The following is a 17,683-nucleotide window of genomic DNA, read 5'->3' on the forward strand; positions in this document are numbered from 1 at the left end:
GTCCATTAATCTGAAAATAGAAGACGTTTGTATTCAGCTAGGAATTGACATTCATAAATTCAACTTGGAGAACCCTGAAATCAAGACCGAACCCGAAGTCCCCTACCCAGGTTACCCTCATCAACCGTCACCGCGATTTGGCAAACCCCTGTCATTACCTAAAATCTGATCGATGTCATATGACAATTTAATGACACCACTCACTATTTGTCGAGCTGCCCTTCTATTATATTAAATATGTTCGGTACAACAACGACGATCGTCATGAATAGGCAGTGCTTGTTGCAGATGTTTCACAACGTCGATACGTACGGCAAGCCATGAGAACAGACCGCCAAAGGGGAAGGTCTGTTTTCCCCATTCGTTCTGTCGAAGATTGCGGAACCGAGCCTACTGCATATCTGAAGAAAAGAAAAACCGCGAGCTTTTTGCGATTGATATAGCGCGGCAATGACGAATGCTATAATAGCCTTAATTAATTAGCCTGCGATCATTAAACACGCTGTTACATATAATCAGGGAGTGGAACTTTATGTTTGAAATGCCAGGATATCAAACATTGGACGTAATCCATACTAATGGAGACATTCAACTCTTTAGACTTTCGCGTTCTATCGACGGTTTGCGCGTCTTAGCCAAGACAACACGCGATGCAGGTCCGGAATCGGCCATGGTGGCTGCTTTTCGATACGAGTATGACGTATTGAAGAAGCTGGATGGCCGTGGAGCCTTGGAAGCGTACAGTTTGGAGATGATCGCAGATCGGCCGGTTCTTCTCCTGAAAGAAATGGCCGGGGTTACATTGGAACAGCTGCTGCGGGCATATTCTGACGTTCCGGAACTTCCGGATCTCCTGCGCATGGCTGTTGCCATAACCGATTGTCTTATTCGGATTCATCGAGAGAATATGACGCTGAACGAAATCACGCCCTCTCATCTGATGGTCAATCCCCGCACCTATGAAGTGAAGCTGATCGATATCCGTATGTGTTCAACCGAAGCGGGCAAAAGCCCGTTGTCTTCCTTAAGCCGGCCGGATGCGTTTCTTCCTTATATATCGCCTGAACAGACACGCAGAACGGGAATGACGCCGGATTACCGATCCGATTTTTATTCTCTCGGGATCATATTATACGAGTGGTTGTCCGGTACTTTACCCTTTGAACATATCGACCCTGTAAATACGGTATACCGCCATCTTGCCGGCACCCCTGAGCCTCTGCACCGCAAATTCCCATTCATCCCCAAAATAGTGTCCGATATTATACAGAAATGCATGGAGAAGATGCCCGACGATAGGTATATCAGCGCATTCGGTATTCAAACGGACCTTGAGGAGTGTTTCAATCGGCTTCAGGTTACAGGCGAGGTGGAACCATTCCGACTTGGAAGCCGGGATATACCGGAACGATGGGTGGAATCGGCCCAATTCTACGGACGGCAAGCCGAGCTGCAGATGCTGCAGGATGCAGTGCGGAGGGCGGCTAGCGGGTCTGTTGTGCTGGTTGGCGTTAGCGGAACGGAGGGGATAGGAAAAACTTCTTTTCTCATGGAAGCTCTGGAACAGGCTGCATCTATGGACTATTTCTTCATCAGGGGCAAGTTCGGCACCCATCAGACGGCTCAGCCTTACGATATTTGGATTCAGGTGATCCGTAAACTGATTCGTCAACTGCTGACCGAGGGCACACTGCAGGCCGAAGTATGGAAGCTGCGGATTCTTCAAGCGGTTGAGGATTACGGGAAAATTCTGATTGAACGGGTTCCCGAGCTGGAATTGCTGATAGGCCAACAGCCGCCTGTTCAACCGCTGCCGCCCGTGGAAGCCCAGGAACGGTTTCATCTGATCATGAACCGATTTATCCAGTTGTTCCTTCGTCCGAACTGTCCCCTGGTTCTATTTCTTGACGATCTTCAATGGGCGGACGAAGCATCTCTTCGATATCTGGAATTTCTTCTGGACGACAGAGCAACCAAGCATCTGCTGGTTGCATTGGCTTACCGTGATCAAGATGCAGACCCGATCCGTCGATTAGAAAACCGTTTGACTCATGATCGTATACTACGGAATCGTATCGACCTGCAGCCGCTTGCCTTGGAGGATATAAACCAGCTGTTAAAGGATGTCATGCGTCATAAAGATGGCGATGTAGAGGAGCTGGCTGTTGCCTTGCTTAGGAAGACAGACGGCAACCCCTTCTTTCTCAAGCAGTTTCTTGGAGATTTAATTGCCCATGGCCATGTGTTCTTTGATGCATCGAGCAAAAGCTGGTCATGGGATTTGCCGTTTATTGCCGAGATGAACATTCCCGATAATGCGGTCTCCTATCTGACGGATCGATTGCAGGTAATGCCACCATCCACAAAGATTGTAGTCGGCTATGCTTCATTCCTCGGAAGCCGATTTGATCTGGAAACCCTCTCCATTATATCCGGGCTCCACATAACGAAACTGGCGAAGGAACTGGAGATGGCAGAAAGGATGTCATTGGTGCAGCTCATCAACGACGGTAGCCGAAGCTCCTATAAATTTCAACACGACCGCATCCAGCAGGTGGCTTACACGCTTGTTCCGGAAGAAAAACGCTCGGAATTGCATTGGAGCATCGGCTTGCTCTTCCTTGACCGAATGAATCTCGGTCAGGGAGATGGTACGGAGGCTTTATTTGAAGCTGTTAATCATATGAACCTTGCCGTGGAGGGGAACCGTCAACCTGAACAGAGAACAAGGATGGCGGAGCTGAACCTTAGGGCAGGCTTGAAGGCGAAAGAATCGACCGCCTACGAGACTGCTCTGCGATATATGCGCCTTGCAACGGCTTATTTGGAGGCGGACGGGGATAACTGGGGGACAAATTATGGGCTCGCTTTTCAGGCCAACCGGGAACGAGCGGAATTGGAATATTTATGTGCCCATTTCCAGCTCGCCCACGACTTGTTCCAATCTTTGATGGAGAAGGCGGTTACCCCTTTGGACAAAGCATCGGTTTGTGTACTGAAGATGCATCTGAAGGCAAGTCAGGACCATTATGGGGAAGTGATCTCGTTAGGTCAAGATGCCTTAAGGCTGCTGCAAGTTGATTTTCCGTCTGATTTCGGTTCATTCGGATTGACTCTCCAGTGGTTACGGCTAAAGCGGAAATTAGGCAAGTATTCGATGAAAGAACTGGATCAATTGCCTCCCATGACGGATGCGTCCCGGCAGCTGGCCATATCCGCGTTGGTCCATATGAGCAATGCCTCGTTCTATGTCAATCGGAAGGGATGGCTTTCTTATACTCTAACGATCGTCGATATGACGCTGCGTTACGGCATGACCCCGGAGGCCTCCATCGGGTTTATGGGCTACGCCCTGTTCATGTATTATCGCTTCCGTCATGAAGAGGCATTTAAATGGGGAATGCTCGCATATCGCTTATCGAAACCATATCCGCAGCTGCATGTGAGAACGCTGACCGCATTTACTTTGTGTTCCGATAGTTGGCGGCGATACGACCCGGCTCTGCTCGGGGTATTTACCGAGAAGGCAGGCAAGATCGGGTTAGAATCCGGCGACTTGTGGCAAGGGAATCAAAGCGTGCTGATCAATTGTGGTTCCCTCTTACAGTTTGGTCATCCGTTAGGTGAGATATATGACCGGCTAATCGCAAGCTCAGGGAATATCTTAAGACATCATAATCATCTTCATTCCAAGCAGCTTAAAGTATTTATTGCGCTTCTCATTCGGTTGACGGGCGTTCGATCACCTGACGATCCCTTCGATACCGGGCAGATTACGGATGCGGAGTTTGCCGAGTCGGTTCATGGGGATTCATTCCATGTGATTGAAGAGTTAGTATGCATTTATCGATATTTGCCGGGGTATCTGTTTGGCGAGTATCGGGAAGCGAATGAAGCGTTAGCGAGGTCAGCCGTTATCTTGGAAAAGCGGAAAACGGCCGGTGATCCGATACTTCAATACTATTACGAGTCGCTGGTATGGGCAAAGCTTTACGAAGAAGCGCCGATGCAAGTGCAGAACGATTATATGGGGAAATTGCGCAAGCGGCTAAGCAAAATGAAAGAATACGCCATTCGCTGCCCAGAAAATTATCAGCATAAATATTTGTTGATGAAAGCGGAGATATTTCGGTTGATGCGGAGGAACCGTCAAGCCGAGGAGTTATACGAGCAATCGATAGAGGCTGCCCGCCAATATGGACATATTCACGATATGGCGATGGCGGCGGAGTGTTACGGCAAATATGGCTTGCGTCAAGGCAAGCCGCGTCTGGCCAGAATATATATGACGGAGGCTTATGAAGCTTACGTGCAGTGGGGGGCTTTGGCGAAGGCTGCGGTCCTTAAGCAGGAGCACCCTCATCTGCTGCAATTGAGGCCCGAGTCTGGATTGGAACGCGTGGATACGCTCTCGGTCATGATGTCCGCACAGGCTTTATCGGGTGAAATGGAGATGAGCCGGCTGTTGGATTCGCTGATGCGGATTATGCTGCACAATGCTGGCGCGGAGTATGGGGCGGTTATTTTCGATGATGAAGGTAAATGGACAATTGAGGCTTGGGGCACATCAGCGGATATCCGGATCGAGTCCGTGCTGTTGGGGGAGGAATCCGAAATCGTACCTGCCCCCATTGTCGGTTATGCAGCCAGAACGCAAGAGGTCATTGTTCTCCATGACGCGTCTAATGAAGGAATGTTTGTACGCAATACGTATGTCAGGAACAAAGGGTTAAAATCGGTGCTGTGTCTACCGATTATCCATCAGAATCAACTGACTTGCGTTCTATATATGGAGAATAAATTATCGCGCAGCATATTTACGCCCCAGCGGCTCGATATATTGAAATTGCTAGGCTCTCAATGCGCAATTTCGATCAAAAATGCCAAGCTGTATACCGGGATTCAATATTTGAAGGAAAATCTGGAGCTTCAAGTGGAAGAGCGAACGCGAAGTCTGGAGCGATCGATGAGGGAAACATCGGCCGCGCAGGCTGAGGCCTCTGTCTATGAGGAACGGAATCGTATCGCGCAAGAGATTCATGATATTGTTGGGCATACGCTTACTTCGACGATTCTGCAGATTGAAGCAGGCAAAAGGCTGCTTCATAAGGATATGCAGGCCGGAGTTCAGCGGCTGAACGAGGCACAAGATTTGGTGCGCCACAGCCTCAATGAAATCCGGGGCTCGGTACACATGTTAAGGGAGGACAAATATGCCCATCTTCCCAATATGCTTCAGGAGTTAATCCGGGATACGGAGCGAAACGCTGGAGTTACTATCCATGCGTCTATCCATGATCTGCCCGAATGGTTGTCTACAGCATGTAAGAAGACGATCTATCATGCGCTGCAGGAGGGATTAACTAACGGAATACGCCATGGTGGAAGCATGGTGTTCCATTTTAATCTGATGCTCGTGGGGTCGGAGCTTGAGTTCAGGCTTCAAGACCAAGGTATCGGGGCTCGCACAATCGTTAATGGTTTTGGACTGAAAACAATGAGAGAACGCGTTGAACAATTGGGAGGCAGCTTGACGGTGGATTCCAGACCCGGTCAAGGTTGTCTGCTTCGGATTAATTTGCCTTACCAAAAGCAATGGATTGGGGAAAAGGAATGGAAAAAATCACGATTGTAGTGGCTGACGACCAGCTGTTAACACGCGAAGGGCTACGGACGATACTGGATCTGGAAGACGACATGGAGGTTGTAGGGGTAGCCAAGAACGGGGAAGAAGCTTGTGAATTGGCGGATGCCCTCCAACCCAGACTTGTACTGCTAGATATTCAAATGCCCGTCATGGATGGAATCCAAGCGCTGAAGCATATAAAACAGAGCCATCCGGATATCTTTATTCTTATTTTAACTACGTTCATTGAGACGGATTACATCGTAGAAGGAATGGCGCACGGAGCGAACGGATACATGTTAAAGGATATGGATGCGGATAAAATGATTGCATCGATTCGGGATACGATTGCGGGACAGTTCATTCTTCCTGCTCCGGTTGCTGCTAAATTGGCGGCAAGAATGAGCAGAATGTCAGAGGGGCATTCTGGTATGCTAAGAAATCGGTTGGATCGAATCCGGTTGACCGAAAGGGAAGAAGAACTGGCAAGACTGATGGTCCAAGGGTTGAACAACCGGGAAATCGCGGATATGCTGCATATTGCGGAAGGCACAGCCCGTAATTACATTAGTAATCTCTATAGTAAATTGGAGGTTGTCGATCGGGCACAGGCTATCGTCCGGCTTCAGGCGATGTTGTGAACATTGGTACACGAGAATTCACCAGTTGAGCTTTTACTTGTGACCATTGTTTTTATTCTTGCTAAACTAATCAATAGAAGTAATAATTAAGGCGATACCGTTGAACACGAATCTTTCGGACGGAGTCATACTTCCATTTTTTGAAAAGGAATTAGAAATGAAAGGTACAAACCAATCTTTGACAGGGCTTAGAGGTCTGCTTGCATTATCTGTCGTTATCTATCATATATTCGGTTCAGCCATACTAGAAGGATATCTGCCGGATGTTGCAAAGGAATCCCCTCTGTATTGGATCAACTATGCCGGACCTATCTCAGTTAACTTATTTTTCGTGATCAGTGGATTATTAATTACGCAAAGTCTGTTGAACAAGCGAACATTGGGGCAATTTGCTCTTAATCGTATTTGGCGTATCTATCCCGTGTTTATTACGATCCACATCATTATTTTCGCTGTAGGTCCCTTTATCGGATACAAATGGATGGATGGCATTGGATTCGTAGATTATATTACTAACTTCATAACGAACGCACTGTTACTTCCCGGCATTTTTCCTTTGCCTATCGCTCAGATTGTTGCATGGTCATTAAGTTATGAGTTGTTTTTTTATATCATTGCGGGCTTGGCTTGGTTTGGTTATCGTAATGAGAGACTTTCTATGGTTTCTAAATGGGTTCTGTATGCTTTTGTCATCGGGTTGAGCATAGTCATTGTGGTTTATCACAGTGATTTCCTGTTTTTTGCAGTAGGTGTTCTGCTCTTTATATGTCAAAATAAGCTGCGAAATAGGTGGAAGCCTAATAAGATCTTTTATTTCAATGGATTGATATGTTTCATACTCATGTATGTCGCTTATCATAAATTTACTGTGCCAATCGCTGTCGCTCTCCTGTTAAGCTTCCTGTTGTTTATTCCAATCATTAAGGAATATGGGTTATTATCTCGCGTTCTTCGTACTGGTTTTATGAATTATTTAGGCAGGATTAGCTATAGCTTGTACATGTGGCATACGATGGTTATGTTTCCGTTAAAAATCTTTGTTCCTAAACTTAGTAGTATGATTGGCAGTTCATCGTTGTCTTTTGCGATATATGCAGTCTTATCCCTTTTCTTATCCATTGTTGTTTCGCATCTATCCTATCAATTTATAGAGCAATGGCTAACAGGTCAATTAAAGTTACGGATCAAAAGAAAAGATATTCCTGCAGAAACCGGAGTGATTATGAAGACAAGTTGATCGTCGATTTGCATTTAATTTAATTGTATTTATTAACTTAGTATGTAAAAATAAGTAATTCGGACTTCTTTAATTTAGAAGTCCTTTTTTGTTTCACTCATGGTTATCCCTTGTCATTATTTCTCGGGAAATAGCATCTGCTAGCGAATGATCCGAAATAAATAGTAGTTTCAGCCAAATCATTCCATTAAAATAGGACTGTTGAATCAACAATCTAGGGGGATACAAAATCAGATGAGCGCAGTACAGCTACGACACGTGCAGAAGACATCCGGCAGTACCGTATTAATTCCACACATCAACCTTGAGGTGAGCGCAGGTCAATGCGTTGCCATTCAATGCAATCACGAATTCGGACATCAATTGCTGCTCGCCATGATCGGGCAGACGCCGATATCGGAGGGCTCCATCTGGATTCTGGGAGAGGCGCTGACACCGGAACATACACGGAATATTAGAGAAAAAATAGGGATTCAGCTGTTATCGGATGCGGCATACGAGCGTCTGAAGGTTCGTGAATTTCTCCATTTTTATGCTCGTCTCTATGAGACGAAGCCGGACATGGAGCTGTTAATGCAGCGCTTAGGACTAGCAGAGAAGCAAAACAGCCGGGTGTTGCAGTTGACAACTTCGGAATTGCGCCGATTGTCCATCGCACGTGCACTCGTACATAATCCGCCGGTTTTGCTCATGGAAGACCCGGAGCAAAATGTCGATCTTGAGACAAGTTATATCATTCGCAATCTGATACCGGCTCTGATAGAGGAAGGCAAAGCGATCGTCATCACGACCATGGTGCTGGAACAGGCCATATCGATGACCAATGATGTGTATTTATATAGCCATGCCGGGTTTAAAAAGCTGGAAACGGCGGAAGAAGAGTTGGACCCCATTAGCGATAGAGATGGAGATGGAGATAGAAAGCCATTTCATTCAATAGAGGTAGAGGACCAGGAAAGAATAAAAACAGCAGCGGATTCCCGGATTGAAAATATAATCCCAGCTGAGGCTGCTGCGGAGACTGTAACTCAAGAAACAGAAGCACAGGCTCCGTTGACTGCGCCTAAGACCGCAACAGAAACGGAATCCGCCGAGGCTAAGCCGAAATCCGCCAAGCTAAGCGCTTTCCCTGATCATTCTCAATCTTCCGAAACCTTTGACGAAGCCGGGGCTGGAGGACAATCGGTCCCCGCGGGAGCTCAAGTGCCGGCCTTCGTCCAGCCCGTACGCTTCGAGAAGATTCCGGCCAAGGTGGGGGACAAGCTGATACTGTTTGATCCGACAGAAATTGATTATATCGAGAGCCATGAAGGCGTCGCGAATCTTCATGTTCTCCAAGGGGTCTATGCCTGCTCCATGTCGTTAAGCGATCTGGAAGGCCGGCTCAAGGGGTTCGGCTTCTATCGCTGTCACCGCTCGTACCTGGTGAATCTGCAGAAGGTCCGTGAAGTCATCACATGGACACGAAACAGCTACAGTTTAATTCTGGACGACCATTCCAAGAGCTCCATCCCGTTATCCAAAGGCAAATACGATGAGCTAAAAAAGATCATTGGCATTTGATTTGCGTTGCATTCATCCGAATGTTTGCTCCGTTCAAGGCTGATATCGCAGGTTTCGATAGCGGATATACTCCTTTCATCCCTATTATAATGCGGCGTTTTCGACGTTACCTTAACATGAAGGGTGTAAGGCGACAACGACAACCTGAAGGGATGGATCAAACGTGCAACCAATCATTGAAGTCGATCAGCTGCTGAAAGCGTTCGGAAACAAGAGTGCGTTACAGCATATACAATTTAATGTTCATCAAGGCGAAATATTCGGATTCCTGGGTCCAAGCGGATCGGGCAAAACAACGACGGTGAAGATCCTGACTTCCCAATTGCTGCCAACCTCCGGCACCGTGAAGGTGTTCGGTCAACCTATAAATAAAATGAACGATTCCAGCCATAAGCGCCGGATCGGCATACTGACCGATAACAGCGCATTATATGAGAGACTCACCATTCAAGACAATCTGGAACTGTTCTGCAGGCTGTATGACGTGGAATCGAAACGGATTGCCGAGGTGCTGGAAGAGGTTAATCTGGCCAATGATCGTCAGACGATGGTGAAAAAGCTCTCCAAAGGGATGAAACAGCGAGTGATGCTGGCACGTGCTATTCTTCACAAGCCGGATCTGCTATTCCTGGACGAGCCGACGTCAGCGTTGGACCCGGTTAACACCCTTCATATTCATGAGGGCCTGCGGAAATTGAATCGGGAAGGAACCACCATTTTTCTGACGACCCACAATATGATGGAAGCGGAGAGCCTGTGTGATCGCGTGGCCTTTATCCATGATGGCGTGATCAAAGCGATCGATACCCCGCAGCAGCTGCGGCTGGCGCATGCCGATCAATCGATGACGGTTCTGGTGAAGGGCGAGGGCAAGCGGGTGCTGCAGCAGAATGAAGAGAGCGCGCAGCGCATCGGACAATGGATGCTGGAAGGCAGGCTGTTATCGATCCATTCCAATGAACCGACGTTAGGCGATATTTTCGTAAAAATGACCGGGAGGGAATTGCAATGACATTTTCCATGAAGAGACTGCAAGCCATAATAAACAAAGAGTGGAAAGATAGTATCCGTAACCCGCAAATTCTGTTGATGATGGGAATGCCGATCATGTTTGCCTTCCTGTTCAGCAAGATGGGGAGCGACGGGACAAAGGGCGATGACATGATGATCCTGAGCTTTCCGATATTACTCGCCTTATCGATGACAGGCGCATTCGTGCTGGCGATGATGGTGGCCGAAGAGAAGGAAAAGCATACCCTGCGCGTATTGATGCTCTCGCCTGCGAGCACTACCGAGATTCTGATGGGCAAAAGCTTCCTCACCTTCGTATTGACCCTGATCGCGGTGATCGCTTCGGTGGCCGTTTCGGAGGTGCCGGAGGTCAACTGGGGAATTCCGTCCCTGCTGATTCTCGTCTCGCTCATCATGTTCATTGCGCTTGGTTTAATCATCGGCTTGATGTCACGTACCGTACAAGAGTCCTCCATTATCGGTTTGCCGGTACTGATTGTCTTCGTTATGGGCCCGATGTTCGCTCCCATGTTAGGAAATGAATGGATCATGAGCATCGTGAATTACTTGCCTACGCAGAAGTTTATCGATGTGATGGGCAGCGTCAGCCAAGGTGCCGCTATCAGCGAAATGACCCAGGATCTGCTGATCTGTGCAGGATGGACGGTCATAACCCTCGTTGCAGCTGCCGCAGTATACAGCCGTAAACGGTTCGATCGATAGCACTGGCTGTCGTCGGTACCGGCCATTAGATCCAATTAAAAAAGGTCTTTCCCAAAGCGAACCGGGGAAGACCTTCTTGCCGTTCAAACTTCGCCTCAACCGGATCCGGCGACCGCAATGCCGCTGAAGGAGACCGGTCCGCTGAGCAGCAGTGGATTTTCGCCGGGGAAGACTATATAGAGAGTATAACGGATCAATCCTTGGTTAACGACCGCGGCGGGAGGGGTATCACCGGCCGTCAGGGAGATGGGAAACATATTGAACGAGAGGTTCCCGGGATCGACGACCTGCTCGTAAATGATCGTTCCGGAACCCGGCGTTCCGCTGCCGTCGCGCTCAATCAATAGAGTCATGGAGGGAGGCTCTGCCTCGGTCGTGGCCGGACGCAACAAGGATACCGTGCCGGACAGCCATACGCGCACGTCCGTGACGTTGACCGTTCCAAGCGCCGGAATCGTTTGAAGTCCGATATCTCCGATAAGAAGCGGCTCGGAATTATCGAGGGGCTCACTATCGCTGGCCCTCGTAGGCATATGGACGGATAGACGCATGTCCAACAATTGAATCGGCATGGAGAGAAAACACCTCCTTTTAGGATAGTATATGATCCGCTTCATGGAAGGTGTGCCAATCTGAAAGCGGTTCCGTCCATCTCCGCGTCCGGCAGCCAAGCCAATAGAAAAAGCAGCCTCCTGGGCCGGGAAGGCCAAGGGGCTGCCGAGAGCATGATTATTCGAATGTGATAACGCCCGTGGTATGAAGCAGCACCAGTAATACGAGAACCGGCGCAATATAACGGAGCATGAACAGCCATACCCGGAACCAGCCTGCTTTCAGACCAGCGGCATCCGCTGCCTTCTTCCAGAAGTATCCCGCGAAGATGGTGGTGATCAGGCCCCCGACCGGAAGCAGTATGTTCGATGTGATGAAATCCAGCCAATCAAAGAAATTTTTGCCGCCGATATCGGTAAGCCCGGGCACGATGCCGAATGACAACGCGGAGGGTAGACCAATTAGCATAACCAGCGCGCTAATGACGACTACGGCTTTGGTGCGTCCCCAATGCCAGCGGTCCATGACATACGAGGTTGGGACCTCCAGTAGCGAGACGGAGGAGGTTAATGCGGCGATGGCTAGAAGGACGAAGAACAATCCTCCGAAAAAAGCGCCCAGCGGCATGGCCGAGAAGGCTGCCGGCAGGGCAATGAAGACAAGGGAAGGGCCGGCATTCGGCTCGATCCCGAACGAAGCGGTTGTCGGGAATATGATAAGCCCGGCAATAAATGCATAGATCAGGTCGCCTGCGCCGATGGCGAGGGTAGCCGGACCAAGGGATTGCCGCTTATCGACATAAGCCCCGTAGGTCAACAGAATCCCCATCCCAAGCGAGAGGGAGAAGAAGGCATGTCCTAGCGCGACGAGTGCCGCTTCCGGGCTCAGCTTCGAGAAGTCAGGATTCAAGAAGAACGATACCCCTGCTCCGGCCCCTGGCAAGGTTACAGCACGGATCATTAACACAATTAACAGAATGATCAGTCCCGGGATCAGGACCTTGTTGAATTTTTCGATTCCGCCGGAGATGCCTTTAGCCACTACCCAACCTGTGATCGCAATAGCGACAATTTGCCAAATGATCGGCATGTAGCCTTCCGTAAACGCGGTGAATTGACCGCCGAAATCGGTGTTGCTGTACAGATTGCCGCTAAACGACATGACGGCATAATGAAGCGTCCAGCCTGCCACAATGACATAGAAGGTCAGGATGAGAAACGGCGCGATAACCTGGAGCAATCCAAGCTGTCCAAAGACTTTCGGTCCGCCCGCTTTAACGAAGGAAGTCGCGGCACTCCCGCGGCCGGCTCGTCCGATGGCAAGCTCCGCCAGCAGGACGGGCAAACCGATCACGATGAGACAGATAATGAAGAGCAGGAAGAAAGCTGCGCCGCCGTGTTCTCCCGTAATGTACGGGAACTTCCACATGTTTCCGAGGCCGACAGAGCTCCCGATCGCGGCCAGGATGAATCCAGCAGAGGAAAAACGATCGTTTTTTCCCGGTGAAGCTGGGTTGTTAAGCTGAGATTTCATAGATGTTCCCCCAGTTGTTTAAAGTTAAGTTCCTCTATTATATTTCATGTTCTGCCAGAAAGGCATAAGCAATTTTTCCTAAGGGATGAAGACCTGCATTTGTATTATGCTGCGAACACCAAGTTTTCAATACTAACATTAACCACGATTTGTAAATAAATAAACCTTAAACACCAAGTTTAAGGAAAGGAAGGGACTTTTGATAGGGAAATAATCACAAATGCGTCTGACGGAAATGAAGGTTGGCAGGGGTTGACAAATACCTTAAGATAATATATCTTTACATTAAGATAAATAAACAAACAAATAACGGAAAAGAGGGATATCATGATCCAAAGCTTAACCCGGATTAACGAATTGGCACAAAAACAGCGGGAAGGAGTGCTCACTGTTGCGGAAAGAGCCGAACAGCAAGTTTTGCGCACGGAATACCTGCGCGAAATTCGCGGACAGGTGCTGAGCACCTTTTCGGGATTAAGCATCGTGGATCCCGCCGGTAATGACGTGACGCCTGAGAAACTTCGCAATGAGCAAAAGAACTGGAAAATCGAATAGCCATGACGATGTAAATGCTTTTACACAGCATGGTGAACATAGTGGAACAAGAAGAAGGATCGCCATGACATGGCGATCCTTCTTCTTTTATTTTACTAACACCAAATACGAATGACTCCCTCTATCCAAACCGCTCCGTCTTATACCACTTGGATTCCCTGCCCGTAATCTTGTCCACGATCATGGAGTAGAACGCCTTGATGGAGATGACGAGGAACAGCTGAGCGTAGGTGAAGTACGACACGCAGGATAGAATGAAGTTGCGCGTGGTGCTTTGGCCGATGTCCGTTGCGAGCGCCAGGTTAATCTGCAGGACGTAGATGTAATACATTAAGGCCCAGGCAATGACGAGATACATGTAGACATCCCCTTCAAACCGGAAAGGGGAGACGACGGCCGGATTAAACAGCGCGATGATCTGATACACGATATTGGCGATAAATATAATATCCGAGATGATGATGGCAATCATAAACCAGAAGTAACTGGCCGCGTAATACAGCACATGCAGCTTAATCCGCCAGCTGCTCCGGTCGAACAGATGATGAATATTATCCGTGACGACGCTGTAGTTGCCTTTGGCCCAGCGTTCGCGCTGCTTCATGTACACCTTCAGATCCTCGGGCTCCTGCTGATAAGCTTCGGCTTGGGGGGCCAGGGCAATCAGCTGCCCTCTCGTCAGGATCTCGAACGAAATCGCGGTATCTTCGGTAATCGCATGCTCGTCCCATCCGCCGATGTCCTGAATGAGCGCGGTTTTCACGATAAAGTTCGTGCCGGGAATGGTACCCAGCTTAAATAGCTGCCATAACCCGGTATGATGCACGCGCTGAATGGTCACCAGCTCCAGATTGATGCAGCGGGACAGGAAATTCTGCCCGCGGTTACGGGCCTTGTTGCGTCCAAAGACGGCCCCGTAGCGTTCGGGCTGCTCCATCGCCTTCTGCGTGAGAAACAACAGCGCATTTTTCTCAGGAGCGGCGTCCGCGTCGTAAACACAGATCCATTCGCCCGTTGCCTGCTTGAGCGCGTCGTTCAAAGCGCCCGATTTGCCGCCGGTTCCGGTTCTCTCCAGGATCACAAAGTCGCGGTCCCGGTAACGCTCATTCGCTTTCAGCGCTTGTAACCGCTCGGCCGTTTGATCCTTGCAATTGTCGGCGATGACAATCAGCTGCATTTTGTGGTGAGGGTAATTCATCTGCAAAATGTGCTCAACCGTTGCCTGGATGACCAATTCCTCATTGTGCGCGGGCACCATGACCGTCACGGTGGGATAATCCTCCAAATTGCCGGGATTCACCAGCTTCTGCCGGCTTTGTTTATGAATGAACACGATGGCGCCGGCCATGATAATAATCGACTCCAGTACGGCAATCCATATGCTGATGATGGAGATAACGAGGAAAAAGTCAGTCACTGAACTTCCCCCGATCATACTTTCGTTTGATTTTCGAACGGAAGCTTAAGGTTGCGATCGTCAGGATGATGATGGCGATGGAGAACACGATGCTGACCCCGATGCAGAGAGGGATAAACCAATGGGTATACGACATCGGCTGCAAGCCTCCTTTTTCATGGTGATGATAACTTCGTTAGATATACTCCCCGATGAGGTCGGTTTCGGTATTTCGTTCTAAAGCGGAGATGACGTCATCGATATGTTCATATCGGCTGAACTGCTCTTTCTGGAACACGAGGCCGCCGGCTCGGACCACTAGCTTGAGGGACATGCCTTTTTTGTCCCGGAAAGGGACGTTCATCATGGCGACTTTGATGCGGTCCATGAGGCTTTTGAGGTACTCCGGCTTGGTGAGCGGACACAGAATGATAAACCGCCCTTCGCCGATGGAGAACTTATAGTCCTCGTAACGGATCTGCTTCTGAATCGTATTGGACAGTTCTACAATCAGCTTGGCAAAGCGGTGGGAGCCGACGTTTTCCCTGGTCAGGGGGAGGAAATCGAGCTTAAACATCATAATGCAGAAGCCGTATTGATCGGAATACCGATGGGCCAGATTCGCTTGCTTCACCAGCGTGCTTTCAAAAGCCTCCTTGCTGCCGAGCGAGGTGTCAATGTCGATGTCCGGGTTGGTTTTCCTGAGCTGCTCGAGACGGCGGATAAATCTACGGCTTCGCACGAGAGCCAGCTTAATGAAGACGGCAATGGCGGTATTGGCGGGCGGCAGCAAAATCCAGGACAGCGTGAGCGCATGGATCGGAGCCAGCGTGGACAACCAGACGAAATACGTGACCAAATAAACAAAAACGGCGACCGTCGAAACGCCGACCGGCAGGAAGAAGCCGATAAGCAAAGCGGCCAACGAGCCGATGCTAAACATAAATTCCATGAAAGTAAAACTTTGGTTTACATGGATGTGCCAAAATAATAACGCCTGCTGGACGATGGCAAGAGCAATCAGCAGAAAATAACCGAATTCGACGCGACGTAAAGGGGTGGATTTTTTCATGTGTTTCCCTACTTTCTAAGCTCTTAAACCTTTTACGTTTGTGGTGAGGTCATCCCATATGTTATTTAAAAATTACCCAAATGTCGATAGATTTATCGATCCTTGTCACAATGTTCATATTAGATAAAGAACGCAGCGTTGGTTGACCCTCCAACTCTCTGATAAACTGACCCTTTCAGGGATCGGGATCTATAGGATAGAGTAGGATTAGAGCGTCTTGATGTCACAGACGGCAGCGTTCATCTGTCTTATAGGTGGTGTAGCTTACTGTCGACAATATACAGAGTAAGAAGGTGTGCCTGATGTTATGGGATCAAATCTATATCGAATACAAGCCGATGATGTTCGGCCTGGCCTACCGGATGCTGGGGAGTGCGGCGGATGCCGAGGACATCGTGCAGGATGTATTTTCCCAATTCGTGCAGATGGATCGGGGAGAGGTGCTAAACGAGAAGGCGTATTTGGCCAAAATGACAACGAACCGCTGCATCAACCTGCTGAAATCGTCCAGGCGCCAGCGCGAAACGTATACCGGTCCCTGGCTGCCGGAGCCGATGCCGGATTATGACATGATACAGCGGTCCGATCCTGCGGAACGCCGCGAGAATATCGGCTATGCCTATCTGGTGCTGCTTCAACGCCTAACGCCGCTGGAGCGTGCCATCTATATCGCCAAGGATACGCTGGGTCTCGAATATCATGAAATCTCGGAGATGCTTGGAAAGACGGAGATCAGCTGCCGCAAGACCTTCAGCCGTGCCAAGGAAAAAATGGGCCGCTATTCGGAGGGGCCGGTGGGAGAAGGAACCCGGACGGAACAGCAGGAACGCTTCGTTGAAGCTTTCCTGCGGGCGTCCGATATGGGGAATTTTAAGCCGCTGCTTTCTTTCCTGAAGGAAGAGGTTACGCTGCTGTCGGATGGCGGCGGCAAAGCGAAAGCAGCCATCAATCCGATACTGGGCGTGGAGCGGGTACGAGCTTTCTTCGAGGGATTGTCCGCCAAAGGCTCGTTTCGGGAAGGGTTTGAACCCGTCTCCGTCAACGGGGAGCCCGGCGTATTGCTGAAGCGGGAAGGCAGGGTCTCCATGGTGCTTACGGCAGAGTGGGAACCCGACTTATCCCGCATCAGCCGGATCTTTCTTGTGGTCAATCCGGATAAATTGCAGCTGTTTAATCAAAACAGCCCGGGAACAGCCCTGTAGCAACGCCGATCCGGTTCCAGGCATTGATGGTCGTAATCGCCATGACCAGATCGACGAATTGCTTCTCGTCAAAATGCTTGCGCACGCGTTCGTATACCTCGGCCGGAACGCCGGCTTCGGACAGCTTGGTCACGCACTCCGTCAATTCGATGACGGCCCGTTCCTCGTCGGAATAGATCGGCACTTCGCGCCACATCGGCAGAAGGAGGAGACGGTCCACGCTCTCGCCCATGGAGAGCAGATCCTTCGAATGCATATCCACGCAGAAGGAGCAGCCGTTGATCTGGGACGCCCGGAGCTTGATGATCTCGTACAGCTTGTGATCCAGTCCGCTTTTTTGAGCCGCTTGCTCCAGGGCAAGCAGGGTTTTAAAGGCTTCGGGATTGGCCGACCGGTAATTCATTCGCAGTTCCATGTTCAGTTCCCCTTTACGTTTGAAGGTTGATATTCACCTATATGACAGTTTGTCGCCGGGAATTGTGACATGTGAACGGAAAAAAAGAGAGAAACCCTTCATGGATGGAGTACGAAAGATACGAAAGGTGCAGCATTTCTTGGCAGAAATGCTGCAC

At 49.3% G+C, this 17,683-nt stretch carries 13 protein-coding genes and 2 pseudogenes; 9 read left to right on the forward strand and 6 right to left on the reverse strand.

Translation table 11 applies throughout. The features are described from left to right. Nucleotides 1-532: 532 nt before the first annotated feature. The 7 genes and pseudogenes from MHH82_RS01945 (at nucleotide 533) to MHH82_RS01970 (ending at nucleotide 10,801) form a co-directional block, all read left to right on the forward strand. Nucleotides 533-5,635, forward strand: a complete 5,103-nt coding sequence (locus MHH82_RS01945; protein ID WP_340962811.1) for an AAA family ATPase — start codon at nucleotides 533-535, stop codon at nucleotides 5,633-5,635. Continuing rightward, on the forward strand, nucleotides 5,614-6,267 hold the full coding sequence (locus MHH82_RS01950) for a response regulator (protein ID WP_036664790.1): 654 nt from the start codon (nucleotides 5,614-5,616) through the stop codon (nucleotides 6,265-6,267). The genes MHH82_RS01945 and MHH82_RS01950 overlap by 22 nt, the downstream gene beginning before the upstream one ends. A gap of 100 nt (nucleotides 6,268-6,367) precedes the next feature. After that, nucleotides 6,368-7,504 (forward strand): acyltransferase family protein, encoded by a 1,137-nt coding sequence (locus tag MHH82_RS01955; RefSeq protein WP_340962813.1) that lies wholly within the window; start codon nucleotides 6,368-6,370, stop codon nucleotides 7,502-7,504. A gap of 234 nt (nucleotides 7,505-7,738) precedes the next feature. Then, nucleotides 7,739-8,194, forward strand: a pseudogene (locus tag MHH82_RS41590) (ATP-binding cassette domain-containing protein); the annotation flags it as partial. Between the two features lie 510 nt (nucleotides 8,195-8,704). Next, nucleotides 8,705-9,067 (forward strand): annotated as a pseudogene (locus MHH82_RS41595) (LytTR family DNA-binding domain-containing protein); the annotation flags it as partial. A 163-nt stretch (nucleotides 9,068-9,230) separates the two neighbouring features. Further along, nucleotides 9,231-10,079: an ABC transporter ATP-binding protein gene (locus MHH82_RS01965; protein WP_012818603.1), complete on the forward strand. Its 849-nt coding sequence runs from the start codon at nucleotides 9,231-9,233 to the stop codon at nucleotides 10,077-10,079. After that, nucleotides 10,076-10,801, forward strand: a complete 726-nt coding sequence (locus MHH82_RS01970) for an ABC transporter permease (RefSeq protein WP_340962817.1) — start codon at nucleotides 10,076-10,078, stop codon at nucleotides 10,799-10,801. Before MHH82_RS01965 ends, MHH82_RS01970 begins: the two co-directional genes overlap by 4 nt. Nucleotides 10,802-10,896: 95 nt before the next feature. Here the strand turns inward: MHH82_RS01970 and MHH82_RS01975 are convergent, their stop codons facing one another. After that, nucleotides 10,897-11,373 (reverse strand): hypothetical protein, encoded by a 477-nt coding sequence (locus MHH82_RS01975; protein WP_340962819.1) that lies wholly within the window; start codon nucleotides 11,371-11,373, stop codon nucleotides 10,897-10,899. A 157-nt stretch (nucleotides 11,374-11,530) separates the two neighbouring features. Beyond that, nucleotides 11,531-12,886, reverse strand: a complete 1,356-nt coding sequence (locus tag MHH82_RS01980; RefSeq protein WP_340962821.1) for a sodium-dependent transporter — start codon at nucleotides 12,884-12,886, stop codon at nucleotides 11,531-11,533. A 327-nt stretch (nucleotides 12,887-13,213) separates the two neighbouring features. On the opposite strand from MHH82_RS01980, the gene MHH82_RS01985 reads away from it, so the two are divergent. Further along, nucleotides 13,214-13,441, forward strand: coding sequence for a DUF896 domain-containing protein (locus MHH82_RS01985; protein WP_340962823.1), 228 nt, complete (start codon nucleotides 13,214-13,216; stop codon nucleotides 13,439-13,441). Between the two features lie 121 nt (nucleotides 13,442-13,562). Here MHH82_RS01985 and MHH82_RS01990 read toward each other — a convergent pair whose 3' ends face one another. The 3 genes from MHH82_RS01990 to MHH82_RS02000 are packed head-to-tail and all read right to left on the reverse strand — an operon-like array spanning nucleotide 13,563 to nucleotide 15,909. Beyond that, nucleotides 13,563-14,858 carry a glycosyltransferase family 2 protein gene (locus MHH82_RS01990; protein WP_340962825.1) on the reverse strand — a complete coding sequence of 432 codons (1,296 nt, stop codon included), beginning with the start codon at nucleotides 14,856-14,858 and terminating at the stop codon, nucleotides 13,563-13,565. Continuing rightward, entirely contained in the window at nucleotides 14,851-14,994 is a 144-nt protein-coding gene (locus MHH82_RS01995; RefSeq protein WP_009593808.1) for a hypothetical protein, read from the reverse strand. The genes MHH82_RS01990 and MHH82_RS01995 overlap by 8 nt, the downstream gene beginning before the upstream one ends. A 39-nt stretch (nucleotides 14,995-15,033) precedes the next feature. Continuing rightward, complete coding sequence (locus MHH82_RS02000; RefSeq protein WP_340962829.1) at nucleotides 15,034-15,909, reverse strand: diguanylate cyclase domain-containing protein; 876 nt, start codon at nucleotides 15,907-15,909, stop codon at nucleotides 15,034-15,036. A gap of 302 nt (nucleotides 15,910-16,211) precedes the next feature. Here MHH82_RS02000 and MHH82_RS02005 point away from each other — a divergent pair, with 302 nt between their 5' ends. Next, the gene (locus tag MHH82_RS02005; protein WP_340962831.1) at nucleotides 16,212-17,111 is read left to right on the forward strand and encodes a sigma-70 family RNA polymerase sigma factor; all 900 of its coding nucleotides are present in this window, start codon (nucleotides 16,212-16,214) and stop codon (nucleotides 17,109-17,111) included. Here the strand turns inward: MHH82_RS02005 and MHH82_RS02010 are convergent. Beyond that, the gene (locus MHH82_RS02010; RefSeq protein WP_009593821.1) at nucleotides 17,080-17,526 is read right to left on the reverse strand and encodes a carboxymuconolactone decarboxylase family protein; all 447 of its coding nucleotides are present in this window, start codon (nucleotides 17,524-17,526) and stop codon (nucleotides 17,080-17,082) included. The two genes, MHH82_RS02005 and MHH82_RS02010, sit on opposite strands and share 32 nt — an antisense overlap. Between the last annotated feature and the right edge of the window lie 157 nt (nucleotides 17,527-17,683).

Source organism: Bacillus sp. FSL K6-6540 (assembly GCF_038007545.1).

What these genes read in the sequence shown, in the direction of transcription:
- MHH82_RS01945 (WP_340962811.1), top strand. Translation starts at nt 533, where the DNA reads ATGTTTGAAATGCCAGGATATCAAACATTGGACGTAATCCATACTAAT.
- MHH82_RS01950 (WP_036664790.1), top strand. Translation starts at nt 5,614, where the DNA reads ATGGAAAAAATCACGATTGTAGTGGCTGACGACCAGCTGTTAACACGC.
- MHH82_RS01970 (WP_340962817.1), top strand. Translation starts at nt 10,076, where the DNA reads ATGACATTTTCCATGAAGAGACTGCAAGCCATAATAAACAAAGAGTGG.
- MHH82_RS01975 (WP_340962819.1), bottom strand. Translation starts at nt 11,373, where the DNA reads ATGCCGATTCAATTGTTGGACATGCGTCTATCCGTCCATATGCCTACG.
- MHH82_RS01980 (WP_340962821.1), bottom strand. Translation starts at nt 12,886, where the DNA reads ATGAAATCTCAGCTTAACAACCCAGCTTCACCGGGAAAAAACGATCGT.
- MHH82_RS01985 (WP_340962823.1), top strand. Translation starts at nt 13,214, where the DNA reads ATGATCCAAAGCTTAACCCGGATTAACGAATTGGCACAAAAACAGCGG.
- MHH82_RS01995 (WP_009593808.1), bottom strand. Translation starts at nt 14,994, where the DNA reads ATGTCGTATACCCATTGGTTTATCCCTCTCTGCATCGGGGTCAGCATC.
- MHH82_RS02000 (WP_340962829.1), bottom strand. Translation starts at nt 15,909, where the DNA reads ATGAAAAAATCCACCCCTTTACGTCGCGTCGAATTCGGTTATTTTCTG.
- MHH82_RS02005 (WP_340962831.1), top strand. Translation starts at nt 16,212, where the DNA reads ATGTTATGGGATCAAATCTATATCGAATACAAGCCGATGATGTTCGGC.
- MHH82_RS02010 (WP_009593821.1), bottom strand. Translation starts at nt 17,526, where the DNA reads ATGGAACTGCGAATGAATTACCGGTCGGCCAATCCCGAAGCCTTTAAA.